Annotated in this window: 9 protein-coding genes; 7 read left to right on the top strand and 2 right to left on the bottom strand. The window is 38.6% G+C overall.

All coding sequences use genetic code 11. The annotated features are described in order from the left end of the window. Positions 1-5: 5 nt before the first annotated feature. Both ACFX5U_RS11505 and ACFX5U_RS11500 read right to left on the bottom strand, forming a co-directional pair. Positions 6-1,457 (bottom strand): DUF1501 domain-containing protein, encoded by a 1,452-nt coding sequence (locus tag ACFX5U_RS11505; protein ID WP_038697739.1) that lies wholly within the window; start codon positions 1,455-1,457, stop codon positions 6-8. Positions 1,458-1,460: 3 nt separating this feature from the next. Next, a complete protein-coding gene (locus ACFX5U_RS11500) occupies positions 1,461-3,782 on the bottom strand; it encodes a PSD1 and planctomycete cytochrome C domain-containing protein (RefSeq protein WP_400263546.1) in 2,322 nt (773 codons plus the stop codon). Between the two features lie 653 nt (positions 3,783-4,435). Here ACFX5U_RS11500 and ACFX5U_RS11495 point away from each other — a divergent pair. The 7 genes from ACFX5U_RS11495 to ACFX5U_RS11465 all read left to right on the top strand — a co-directional run bounded on the left by ACFX5U_RS11495 (position 4,436) and on the right by ACFX5U_RS11465 (position 12,626). Next, positions 4,436-5,491: a sugar phosphate isomerase/epimerase gene (locus ACFX5U_RS11495; protein ID WP_038697769.1), complete on the top strand. Its 1,056-nt coding sequence runs from the start codon at positions 4,436-4,438 to the stop codon at positions 5,489-5,491. A gap of 180 nt (positions 5,492-5,671) precedes the next feature. Beyond that, positions 5,672-6,709 (top strand): helix-turn-helix domain-containing protein, encoded by a 1,038-nt coding sequence (locus ACFX5U_RS11490; protein ID WP_400263545.1) that lies wholly within the window; start codon positions 5,672-5,674, stop codon positions 6,707-6,709. Positions 6,710-6,953: 244 nt separating this feature from the next. Next, positions 6,954-7,865 (top strand): AraC family transcriptional regulator, encoded by a 912-nt coding sequence (locus tag ACFX5U_RS11485; protein WP_400263544.1) that lies wholly within the window; start codon positions 6,954-6,956, stop codon positions 7,863-7,865. 283 nt (positions 7,866-8,148) lie between these two features. Next, positions 8,149-9,153, top strand: a complete 1,005-nt coding sequence (locus ACFX5U_RS11480; protein ID WP_038697773.1) for an NAD(P)H-dependent glycerol-3-phosphate dehydrogenase — start codon at positions 8,149-8,151, stop codon at positions 9,151-9,153. A gap of 6 nt (positions 9,154-9,159) precedes the next feature. After that, positions 9,160-10,059: an oxygen-dependent coproporphyrinogen oxidase gene (gene hemF, locus ACFX5U_RS11475; RefSeq protein WP_280567453.1), complete on the top strand. Its 900-nt coding sequence runs from the start codon at positions 9,160-9,162 to the stop codon at positions 10,057-10,059. Positions 10,060-10,078: 19 nt separating this feature from the next. After that, positions 10,079-11,332 carry a M16 family metallopeptidase gene (locus tag ACFX5U_RS11470; RefSeq protein WP_400263543.1) on the top strand — a complete coding sequence of 418 codons (1,254 nt, stop codon included), beginning with the start codon at positions 10,079-10,081 and terminating at the stop codon, positions 11,330-11,332. Next, positions 11,322-12,626 carry a M16 family metallopeptidase gene (locus ACFX5U_RS11465; protein ID WP_400263542.1) on the top strand — a complete coding sequence of 435 codons (1,305 nt, stop codon included), beginning with the start codon at positions 11,322-11,324 and terminating at the stop codon, positions 12,624-12,626. Before ACFX5U_RS11470 ends, ACFX5U_RS11465 begins: the two co-directional genes overlap by 11 nt. The last annotated feature ends 67 nt before the right edge of the window (positions 12,627-12,693 follow it).

Genomic DNA, 12,693 nt, shown 5'->3' with positions numbered 1-12,693 from the left:
TAAATTTAGGCTAATATATCGGTGATTATTTTACCTGCGACATCGGTCAATCGGTAGCGTCTGCCCAAATGTTTGTAGGTCAATTTTTCATGATTCAAGCCAAGCTGATGTAAGATAGTGGCATGGAAATCATGGACATGTACAGGGTCTTTTACAATGTTATATCCAAGCTCGTCCGATTCACCATAGACGATTCCAGGTTTGATGCCACCTCCTGCCATCCAAATGCTGAAGCATCGTGGATGATGGTCACGGCCATAATTATCTTTGGTCATGGCGCCTTGGCTATAATTAGTGCGTCCGAATTCGCCACCCCAAATGACCAATGTTTCATCCAATAATCCTCTTTGTTTCAAATCTGTGATCAGGGCTGCTGATGCCTGATCGACGTCTTTGGCTTGGCTGGCCATCTCGGTTGGAAGATTGCCATGTTGGTCCCATCCTTGATGATAGAGCTGGACAAATCGAACGCCATTCTCACTTAATTTACGTGCCAATAGGCAATTGGCAGCAAAAGTACCTGGTGTGAGACAGTCCGGCCCATAGAGTTTGATGATATCATCGGGTTCTTTTGAAAGATCTGTTACTTCGGGGACAGCGGTTTGCATGCGATAGGCCATTTCGTATTGTTGTACTTTAGCATTAATCTCAGGGTCACCAAATTCTTTGTAGGATAGATCATTCATCTCCGCCAATTGATCCAACATTTTTCGGCGTTCAAATCGGTTTAATCCTTCAGGGTCTTTCAAGTACAGTACAGGGTCTTCTCCACTGCTGAATTGAACGCCTTGATGCGTAGAATCTAGAAAGCCATTGCTCCATAATTTTGAATACACGCCTTGTCCATTACCTTTGCCACGAGATAATAAAACGGTATATGCCGGTAGGTTTTTGTTTTCGCTGCCTAGACCATAGCTTAACCATGCTCCCATACTTGGTCTATTTCCTTGTTGTGCTCCGCTTTGAAAAAATGTCAATGCAGGGTCGTGGTTGATGGCCTCGGTGAACATGGATTTGATGATGCAGATGTCGTCTACAACTTTTGCAGTATGCGGAAACAGATCGCTGATCCATGCGCGGGACTCTCCATACTGTTTGAAATCAAAATAAGAACCTACTAATGGAAAGGAAGCTTGATCAGCTGTCATTCCGGTAAGCCGCTGTGCACCACGAATCGATTCTGGAAGTTCTTGCCCCATCATTTCTCTGAGTTTGGGTTTATAATCAAACGATTCGAGTTGGGATGGCGCACCATTTTGAAACAGATAAATCACCCTTTTAGCTTTTGGAGCAAAATCGGGAATACCCGATGGTAATCCAGCTTGTTCAAAACTACCTTCTAGTAAATCCGGAATCAATAGTGAACCCAATGCAACACTTCCCAAGCCCAAGCTTAATCTTGAAAGGAATCGGCGTCTATTAAAATTAAGACCATGTTCTAAAATATTCTTGTCCATAATTTAGGATTTTGTAATGGTTTCTTCTAAGTTATATATCACGGTAATAACACCCATTAAGGCAGCTAGTTGTGTCTTGTTGACTTTTGGTGAAATAGGAAATTCTCCAACTGCTAAAACCTTATTTGCATTTGATTTTTCTTTAAATACAGTTAATTGATCTGTATAATAGGCCGTTAATTGTTTTAATTCTTGTTCTTTGGGTTTACGACAGACAATCCGACGGAATGCTTTTGTAATTTTGATTTCGGCAGTTCCTTGCTCTTGTAATAGTTTATCGGCCAAAACGCGTGAAGCTTCCAATACGGTAGGATCATTTAACATCGCGAGGGCTTGAAGTGGGGTATTCGTGTTGAGTCGCTTTACTTCGCATTGATCTCGATTGCTTGCATCGAATATAGCCATCACCGCGGGTGGTACCGTTCTTTTAATAAATGTATATAAACCTCTACGATATAAGTTCGATTGATGATCTTGGCTATAAGAAGCCAAGATTCCGCGACCAGATGTAGCAGCCTCCCAAAGTCCAGCTGGCTGATAAGGCTTGACACTTGGGCCCCCAATAGTTCGCACTAAAAGACCACTACTCGATAGCACAACATCGCGCACATGTTCGGCAGGAATCCGGTACCGTGGGGCTCGTGCCAAGAAAATATTTTCAGGATCGGTATTGTATTTTTCTGGAGAAACAATCGCAGATTGCCTATAAGTTGCGGATAATACGAGCTGTTTCACCAAACGTTTGATATTCCAACCGTGATTCATAAAATCTACAGCAAGCCAATCAAGCAATTCTGGATGAGAAGGCAATTCACCCTGCATACCAAAATCTCCTGAAGTTTTTACAAGGCCTCTGCCAAAGTACTCTTGCCATATTTGGTTGACGAATACCCGAGATGTTAAGGGGTTTTTCTTATCAAATAACCATTGAGTCAATCCGAGTCTGTTTTTTTGATAAGTATCACTAAAGGGTAGTACTGATTTTGGTGTACTGGCTTCTACAACCTCTCCATGTGCATCATATTCGCCTCTGTTCAGTACATATGTTTTGCGCAGCGTATCTTGATCGCCCATAACAGAAACGATCAACTTGTTGGTATCTTGCTTATTGACAAAGTTCAAGATGTCTTTGATATCTGCATTACTGATTTCCATAAATGGTTTTTTAGCATAGGTTTCGGGACCTCCAACTGTCGATTCAAGTCCAACTTCCTTCACGTTATTGAAGAATGCCGTCATCTGGAAATATTCCTTTTGGGAGAAGGGATCATATTTATGATCATGACATTGTGCACATTCTAAGGTAATCCCCAGAATAGCTTTACCAAGGGTATTGGTTCGATCCCTTACATATTCTACGCGATATTCTTCATCGATAACGCCGCCTTCTTCGGTTATTTTATGATTACGATTGAATGCCGTTGCCAATAGCTGTTCTTTGGAGGCGTTAGGCATCAAGTCGCCCGCTAATTGCCAAGTAATAAATTTGTCGTAAGAGGTATTGTTGTTAAATGCATGAATGACCCAATCTCTCCAGGGCCATTGGCTCCGATAGTTATCATCCTGATAGCCATGTGAATCGGCATAACGCGAGACATCCATCCAATGTAAGGCCATTCTTTCGCCGTAAGCAGGACTTGCCAACAAGCTCTCAACCACTTTTTCATATGCATTGGGACTAGTGTCTGCCATGAATTTTTCCATCATTTCTAGTGAGGGTGGTAAGCCTGTAATATCCAAGCTAGCACGCTTGAGAAGTCTTTCTTTATCAGCTTCAGGATTGGGCACAATGCCCTTATGCTCCAATTTGTCAAGCACAAAATAATCGATCTCATTTTTCACCCATTTGGAATCTTTGACCTGAGGTAATACTGGAGTCTTAGCAGGGGTGAATGCCCAATGTTTTTCATACTTAGCACCTTGTTTGATCCACTTCTCTATGATGCCTATTTCAGTTGGAGTTAATTTCAGGTTGGATGAAATGGGTGGCATCATATAGCTTGTATCTGTAGAAGAAATTCTTAAAAAAACCTCTGAATTACTGGGCTTAAATGGGACAATCCCATGCGCAGCGGGGTTGTCTTTTAGTGCCTTATAGGCATCTTCTTGGATATCTAATCGTAAATCCGCGTCGCGTTTATTTGCGTCGGGGCCATGACAAGCAAAGCATTTGTCGGAAAGAATGGGTCTGACATGGAAATTGTAACTAATACTATCAGGTATAGTTTCTTCACTGTCTTGATTTGCAAATGGTCTATTGCAGGCTTGTATCATGTACACAAGACCAAAGATCATGAGCATTAAATAAATAAGTCTTCGATCCATATTTATTAATGGTTAGTAAGTGCGTTATACGCAAATTGGGTTGTTGGTTTATAATCTGTTTAGCTTTTTGAAGCTATTGGATAACCAAATATAATTAGAAGGAAAAACAAAAGATGAGTCTATATTAACCCTTACTGATTGTATATAAACCTTTTTTACGAAGAATACACATTTAGGTTATTAAATCCATTAAAAGACCTGTTTCTGATGTTTGTAACTTATTTGTTAGAATTAGTCAGGGTTAATATTTGCTTATTTTCTATCAATATAGATAGCTAATTGTATAATTTGTACTCCTACATTTATTCTGAAGTCTATACTAAATCAATACATGCAGGATAATATCGAGAATATGAGCTCCATTTAATTTTGTAATTAGGATATTATAGTAATGAACTGATGTCTGCTAACCATTGATATGTATGGAGTTGCGCAGGTTTTGCTGTGAAGAACAGCTGTGAAATACAAATTAATTGGAACTTATACACTGCGGTAATCTTAAGCTGTGGATTTTGATAAAAGGAGCATGATCTGAATAATGAAGTTTCGATTATGCTGATCACGGTATAAGAGGTGTGATTTTTTTAATACGCTTCTTTGGACTGGTGAAATTGAAGAAAAATTGACTATTTTTAAAATAAAAAACTTAAAAGATGCAAACACTAAAAGGACCTGGAATATTTTTAGCACAATTTTTAGGAGATGAACCTCCATTTAATAATTTAGAATCTATTTGTCAATGGGCACAAAGTATCGGTTTTAAAGGAATCCAAATACCCACTTGGGCTAGTCATTACTTTGACCTGCAGTTAGCAGCGGAAAGCAAGGACTATGCACAAGAGATTAAAGGAATCGTTAATAGTTACGGGTTAGAGATTACAGAGCTGAGTACGCATTTACAAGGTCAACTCGTGGCCGTGCATCCGGTATATAATGATCAGTTTGATGGGTTTGCTCCAGAAAAGTATCATAATAATCCTAAAGCAAGAACAGAATGGGCCGTAGAACAAGTGAAGTTTGCGGCAAAAGCTTCGCAGCATTTAGGTTTAACTGCTGCTGCGACTTTTAGTGGGGCACTACTTTGGCACACCGTTTATCCTTGGCCACAACGACCTGCAGGATTGGTAGAGACAGGTTTTACGGAATTGGCAAAGCGTTGGCTTCCGATCTTAAATGTGTATGAAGAGTACGGGGTTGATTTATGTTATGAAATTCACCCGGGAGAAGATTTGCATGACGGTGTTAGCTATGAACGTTTTCTTGAAAAGGTAAACAATCATGCAAGAGCTTGTTTGCTCTATGACCCATCACACTTTGTATTACAAGCGATGGATTATTTATCCTATATAGACCACTATCATGAACGTATAAAAATGTTTCATGTAAAGGATGCCGAGTTTAACCCAACGGGTAAACAGGGGGTATATGGTGGTTATTCCAATTGGGTGGATCGTGCTGGGCGTTTTCGTTCGTTGGGTGATGGACAGGTAGATTTTAAATCCATATTCAGTAAACTAGCTGCCTACGATTACAAAGGCTGGGCAGTGATGGAATGGGAATGTGCCATTAAGCATCCTGAAGACGGGGCAATTGAAGGAGCGAAATTTATAGCTGATCATATCATTCATGTAACAGATAAGGCTTTCGATGATTTTGCCTCAACAGGAAGTGATGAAGCTTATAATCGTAAATTAATTGGTTTAACCTAGCCGGTTTTTAGTAAATTTAGATACGGAGTGTCCGCTTGAACAAGCAGACACTCTTTTTTATAGTAATTCATGTTGATGGATCCCCTTTTAAGGATGATCTATTCAATCTTATCGTTGAAGCTGAGTAGTACCTGTCAAATAATTGCGAAAATAGGAGAGCAATGCCAATTAGATTTATTGATGAAAAAGAAACAAGTAAAGAATTTTTTCGAGTACTATAAACCAGATCGCTGCGAACAACTCATTTACGCCTCGCAGATCGGTGCTGTTGGTATGAAAGGTCTAAGTAGATTTGATTACCCTGGGCAAGAATTACCCGATACAGTTTTACCGGGTATCTATAGCATGGGGTATTGGGATGCTAAAACGGACCAAAACTGGGGGTTAGATTGGCACAGGAATGAAGGAATTGAATTTTCTTTCATGGAGTCGGGTAATTTATATTTTTCGACAGAAAAAGAAACTGTCCATCTTCATCCTGGTAGTTTAACGATAACCAAACCTTGGCAATTGCATAAAGTAGGAAATCCGAAAGTGACCGTAGGAAAGCAATATTGGATCATCATAGATGTTGGAGTAAGACAGCCACATCAAGAATGGGTATGGCCCGATTGGATCATTCTTTCAAAAGAAGATCTGGAATACCTGACCAAAATCTTAAGAGAGAATGATGACATGGTCTGGCAATCTGATAAAAAAATACAGGAATGCTTCGTGGAAATAGGAAAGTGTTTGGATCATGCGGAAATAGAAATACAACAATCTAAGCTTAAAATTTTAATCAATAGTCTACTGCTTGAAATTCTAAACCTCTTTAAGCGAGGTCATATTGAATTCGACCAATCGCTTACTTATAATCTACGAACTGTTGAGATTTTCTTGAATCATTTACGCAGTGATTTTGAAAAATCCTGGACACTTGAAGATATGGCAGAACACTGCGGTCTTGGGAAAACAAGTCTATCAAAATATTGTAAGCATCTCACGAATATGACCCCAATTAATTACCTCATCAATATCAGGTTGGAGGCTGCTGCAAAAATGTTAATTGATAGGGAAGAAGTTAACGTCACCGACCTTTGTTATGACTGTGGTTTTACAAGTTCCCAATATTTTGCCACAGCGTTTAAAAAGAGATTTAAATGTAGTCCAAGTGAGTATAGACTAAGGTTTAGTAAGGAATTTGCCGTAAAATCATCATTATTGAGTGTCTCTTAACGTTTTTTTATGCTATGTTGATGGTTTAATGCCGATAAAACATGTTCAATATTAAACAACGGTATATATTAAACATGTTGAATGATATTTAGCACTACATTTAACATAACCACTGCATTTTTTTGTAATCTCTTTATCGGTGTAACTATAGCCCGATAAATAATATAAACAACAAAAATGGGGGAATGTTGCTATTAAAAATAGTATAAACCAAAACTTTAAACCACCAATAAGAACTATTAAGATGAAGGTACTTCCATTTACTTTGCTTATGCCTGATGGTAAGAGTATGATGACAGAACGCGTTGTATTGCCACATTTTTACCAGCATATGCATCGTCATAGTGAATATCAGATTACTTGGGTGGAGCAGGGAGAAGGAACCTTACTAGTCGGAAACAAAATGCATCCTTTTCGTGCTGGAGATGTTTTCCTTATTGGCACCAATGTGCCACATGTATTTAAATCTAATCATGAATATTTCAAGGCAGATGGACATCATCAAATTATGGCCTGCTCGTTATACCTAAACCTTTCGGGTAAATTATCCGGTTTGTTCAATCTTCCCGAAATGGATAGGTTAAGTTCATTTTTGAAAAATAGTAAAGAGGGATTTCAGGTTCCCGATCAATACGCAGATGAAATAGCAACTATACTATTATCGTTACACGAATCTAGTGGTGTGGAAGTTGTCATTAAGCTTATTTCGCTTTTGGTTCGCCTCAAGGAAGTCTCAGGTTTTGCACTACCACTTTGTTCCCATGTATATGCCTCTGATCTTTCGAGGAATGAGGATGTCAAGTTTGATAATATTATCCATTACATCATGGACAATTATAATAATCATATTACATTGGATGATGTAGCGAACGAAGCTTATATGACTCCACAGGCTTTTTGTCGCTACTTTAAAAAGCGTACTGGAAATACGTTTGTGACCTTTCTGAATGAAATCAGAATCAATGATGCTTGCAAAAGTTTATTGACCGGAAAACATAAAGATAGTATTTCGGGTGTTGCATATCAAGTAGGTTTTAATAGCCTAACAAATTTTAATCGGGCTTTTAAAAGTGTAATCGGGCAGTCCCCAAAAGCTTATATTAATGCTTACCATCATGTAAGTCAAGTCAGGTCATCGGATTGTTTAACGATATAAGCTAAGGTTCATATTATGGTGATTGCCGCCTCGTTAGCTTAGACCTGCATTCAGCTGTTGATTACTATAAGATTATATAGACAACTTGCAATTTTTGAAAAAATAGTGTATTTTCAAATGGGATACCCACTGTTTGACTTAAGGATATGTGATTATTTTTTTATCATCAAGTAGATTCCCGCAATATAAAAATTAGCAAAGGTTGGTGAGAGAACGATCAATTCACTTTTATATCAACGTAAATTTATCTAAGTTTGCTCAAACTGTCTAGTAACAAAATTTAATGCAAAAAAATAGAGTAGGGCTTATTGGTAGTGGTAGTTGGGCTACAGCAATGATTAAAATGCTGGGTGACAACGTTGTTGAAAAGGATGTACATTGGTGGGTCCGTAAACAAGAGGATGTCGACTATATCAAAAAGCATAAAAAAAATCCAAGTTATTTAAGTGCTGTCGAAGTAAAATTAGACACAGACAATATTTCGACTGATGCTAGGAAAATTATTCAGGTATCAAATATCATCATTTTAAATACTCCTGCGGCTTATCTAAAAGCTGCTATGAAAGATGTCACTAAAGAAGATCTTAAAGGTAAAATAATTGTCTCCGCCATAAAGGGTATCGTTCCGGATGAAAATCTGATTATCGGTGATTACCTGCAACAAGTATATGATATCCCGTTAGCGGATATTTTAGTAGTTGGTGGACCTTGCCATGCGGAGGAGGTCTCGTTGGAAAAGTTGTCGTATTTGACTTTTGGTTCGAAATCGCAAAAGAATGCCGAAAGGATAGCTGCCTTACTTGAATGCCGTTATATCAAGACAATTATCTCGGATGATGTCTATGGTATTGAATATGGAGCAGTATTGAAAAATATCTATGCATTAGCTGGAGGCATCTGCCATTCGCTAGGTTATGGTGATAATTTTCAGGCTGTCTTGATTTCCAATGCAATCCGTGAGATGGAAACTTATGTTGAGACTATTGATCCGAACCCAAATCGTGATATCAACAAATCTGCTTATCTGGGCGATCTATTGGTAACTGCTTATTCTCAGTTTAGCCGAAATAGAACGTTTGGAGCCATGATCGGTAAAGGTTATAGTGTGCAATCTGCCCAACTCGAAATGAATATGGTTGCCGAAGGGTATTATGCATCGGCTTGTATCCAACATTATATGCGTAAACATCAAATCGAATTGCCGATTTGTGAGGCCGTATACCAAATCTTATATCAGCATAAATCTGCTGCAACAATCATAAGCCAACTGGCTGAAAAATTAAGTTAATCCGTGATGATCGATAGATTAAAGATAGCTGAAGCCTATAAAACAATTCAAGACGAAATATGTCAAGCGTTGGAAAAGTTAGATGGTACAGCAAAATTTGAAGAAGAAATTTGGGAACGAGATGGTGGAGGAGGTGGCCGAACCAGAATCATTCAAAATGGTCATATTTTTGAAAAAGGAGGTGTCAATTTTTCTGCTGTCCATGGTAAATTACCTGCGGTAATCAAAAAATCATTTGGGGTTGATGAAGATGATTTTTTTGCAGCTGGAGTTTCCATCGTAATCCATCCCAATAATCCTTTTGTGCCCATCATTCACATGAATATTCGTTATTTTGAATTGAATGAGGAAATTCGTTGGTTTGGTGGAGGTATCGATCTGACCCCGCACTATGTAATTGAAGAGGACGCGCAGTTTTTTCATCAGCAGATGAAAAATGTATGCGATGTGCATCATCCTGATTTTTATAAAGATTTTAAAAAATGGGCAGATGATTATTTTTACGTCCGTCACCGCGAAGAAACTCGCGGAATAGGTGGGGTTTTTTATGATAAATTGACCCCCGAAAAGACTGGATTATCTTTTCAGGAAATTTTCGAATTCTCCTGTGATCTGGGACGTACTTTTGCACCCACATATGCAGAATTGGTCAATAGAAATCGTCATAAAGCATATACTGATCATAATAAAAACTGGCAATATTTGCGTAGAGGGCGTTATGTGGAATTCAATCTGGTCTGGGATTCAGGTACAAAATTTGGTCTGGAAACGAATGGTCGCATCGAATCGATTTTAATGAGCCTACCACCGCAAGCGAACTGGGCTTATGATTTTCATCCGGAAGAAGGATCGGAAGAAGAAAAAACACTCTCTTTGTTGAGAAAGGATATCAATTGGATACAATAAATTAATCTAAACAACCTGAATGGTTTCATATCAGAAATTTGTACTAGAAAATGGTCTCCGTGTACTTGTACATGAGGACAACAACACAGCAATGGCCTGTGTCAATATATTATACGATGTGGGTGCGCGCGATGAGTCGCCGGACCAAACGGGATTTGCACATTTATTTGAACATTTGATGTTTGGTGGTTCGGTCAATATACCGGATTACGACACTCCCTTACAGCGTGTAGGTGGAGAAAATAATGCATTCACAAGTAATGATATCACAAATTACTACATCACTTTACCCTCCTCAAATCTAGAAACTGCTCTTTGGTTGGAATCTGATCGTATGCTGAGTCTTTCTTTTTCAGAACAGAGTTTGGAAACGCAAAGAAGTGTTGTTTGTGAGGAGTTTAAGCAGCGCTACCTCAATCAACCCTATGGTGATGTCTGGTTGAAATTAAGACCGCTATCATATCAGGTACATCCATACCGTTGGGCGACTATCGGTAAGGAACTCAAGCATATTGAAGATGCGAAGATGGCGGATGTGAAAGCTTTTTTCAAAAAACACTATACTCCTCAAAATGCAATTATGGTCATTGCGGGTGATGTGAAGTTTGATCAGATCAGAACGCTTGTTGAGAAATGGTTTGCAGACATTCCTGCAGGAAATAAATACTTACGTAATTTGCCACAGGAACCGGTTCAAATGCAAGAACGTAGGGAAGTGGTTGAAGCGGATGTACCACTCGATGCATTATTCATGTCTTTTCATGCTCCTGCACGAATGGATGAAAATTACCACGCTATGGATTTGGTGTCCGACCTACTTTCTAGAGGTTCTTCTTCACGTTTGTATCGTCGTTTAGTAAAAGATCAAGAGCTATTTAGTGAAATAAATGCTTATGTCATGGGCAGTATTGACCCCAACATGTTCATTATTGAAGGAAAACCTTCTGAAGGAATCTCATTAGCAGAAGCAGAAGCCGCAATTTGGAAAGAATTGGATATCCTAAAAACGATTCCAGTACCAGCGGAAGAGCTTGAAAAAGTAAAAAACAAAATCGAGTCAACGCATGTATTTGCTGAACTTTCGATTTTGGATAAGGCCATGAATCTAGCTTACTATGAACTATTGGGTAATGCAGATGATCTTAATAAGGAGACTGACAAGTACTTAGCTGTTCAGTCGGATGATATTAAGCAACAGGCAAACGAAATTTTTAGAAAAGAAAACGCGTCGATATTGTATTATAAAGCAAAGGAGGTGTCCCATGCTGAATAGAGCTGAAGCACCTGTTTCCAATCCTATTGGTGACATCCATTTAAAAAGTCCTAAGGTCCTTTCGTTTGAGAACGGATTGCCTGTCTATGTATTTCATTCGCCGGATCAAGAGTTGGTTAGGATAGAGTGGATTTTTAATAATGTCTTTAATGAGGATGAAAATCCATTGCTGAATAGTTCATTAAGTGCGCTTTTGAAAGAAGGAACCAAAAATTATAGCAGTGCTGAGATTGCGGATAAAGTAGATTTTTATGGTGCTTTTCTTATGCCAGAATATGGCTTTGACATCACATCACTTACGCTATATACGCTCAACAAGCACAGCGCGGTTCTCTTACCTTTGATAAAAGAAATCCTGACCGAGTCGACATTGCCCCAAAAAGAACTCGATACCTACTTACGCAACAATAAACAAAAACTGCAGGTTTCGCTGCAAAAGAATGATTATTTGGCAAGGAAAGCATTTTATAAGCATGTTTTTGGGACTGGAAATCGTTACGGGAAGACCCCTTCAGTAGAAGAGTACGACCAGATAACGAGACCTGATTTAGTAGCATTATATCTTAAACAATTTTCACCATCTAATTGTCGCTTAATTGTTTCTGGCAATGTTTCTGAAGCCTTACTTCAGGAGTTGAGCCAACAGTTTGGCCGTGATTGGATCTCTCCGCAAACAGTACATTTATCAGCACCGGCATTGACACCCGATAAAGGGCAGTTGGTCTATGAAGAAAAAGCTGATGCAATTCAGTCTGCTATCCGTATTGGTATGCCAAGTATCAGTCGAAATCATGTAGACTACTCAGCATTGCAATTTGTCAATACGCTGTTTGGAGGTTTTTTCGGCTCGCGATTGATGCGCAACATCAGAGAGGAAAAGGGGTATACCTACAGTATTGGGTCTGCGGTTGGCACTTTAAGATATGCTGGATTTATGACGATTGCAACGGAAGTAGGTGTAGAGGCTACGGATGCAACTTTGGTTGAAATTCAAAAAGAAATGGCTATCTTAAGAACCGAACTTGCGACAGAGGAGGAATTGAACTTAGTAAAAAATTACTTATCGGGATCTATGTTGGGTTCCTTGGAAAGTATTTTTTCACATGCAGATAAGTTCAAGAATGTATTGCTTTCTGACATGGATTTGGTTTATTATGACCATTATATGAAAGAAATTAATGCCATGACTCCCGAGAAAGTAAGGGAAATTGCTTTACAATATCTGGATTACAACCAGATGATTAAAATTGTTGTTGGAAAAATGGATACAGCAGTATTAGTCTCTGAATTGTAATTATAGACTTACAATAAACAAAAAATCATTCATACTTTGTATTTTTGTTTTATACAATGATGTATTT

Origin of the sequence: Sphingobacterium sp. SG20118 (assembly GCF_044740685.1) — a bacterium.
Taxonomy (GTDB): domain Bacteria; phylum Bacteroidota; class Bacteroidia; order Sphingobacteriales; family Sphingobacteriaceae; genus Sphingobacterium.
This window is presented reverse-complemented; position numbering and strand designations above follow the sequence as displayed.

What these genes read in the sequence shown, in the direction of transcription:
- ACFX5U_RS11505 (WP_038697739.1), bottom strand. Translation starts at nt 1,457, where the DNA reads ATGGACAAGAATATTTTAGAACATGGTCTTAATTTTAATAGACGCCGA.
- ACFX5U_RS11500 (WP_400263546.1), bottom strand. Translation starts at nt 3,782, where the DNA reads ATGGATCGAAGACTTATTTATTTAATGCTCATGATCTTTGGTCTTGTG.
- ACFX5U_RS11495 (WP_038697769.1), top strand. Translation starts at nt 4,436, where the DNA reads ATGCAAACACTAAAAGGACCTGGAATATTTTTAGCACAATTTTTAGGA.
- ACFX5U_RS11490 (WP_400263545.1), top strand. Translation starts at nt 5,672, where the DNA reads ATGAAAAAGAAACAAGTAAAGAATTTTTTCGAGTACTATAAACCAGAT.
- ACFX5U_RS11485 (WP_400263544.1), top strand. Translation starts at nt 6,954, where the DNA reads ATGAAGGTACTTCCATTTACTTTGCTTATGCCTGATGGTAAGAGTATG.
- ACFX5U_RS11480 (WP_038697773.1), top strand. Translation starts at nt 8,149, where the DNA reads ATGCAAAAAAATAGAGTAGGGCTTATTGGTAGTGGTAGTTGGGCTACA.
- hemF (WP_280567453.1), top strand. Translation starts at nt 9,160, where the DNA reads ATGATCGATAGATTAAAGATAGCTGAAGCCTATAAAACAATTCAAGAC.
- ACFX5U_RS11470 (WP_400263543.1), top strand. Translation starts at nt 10,079, where the DNA reads ATGGTTTCATATCAGAAATTTGTACTAGAAAATGGTCTCCGTGTACTT.
- ACFX5U_RS11465 (WP_400263542.1), top strand. Translation starts at nt 11,322, where the DNA reads ATGCTGAATAGAGCTGAAGCACCTGTTTCCAATCCTATTGGTGACATC.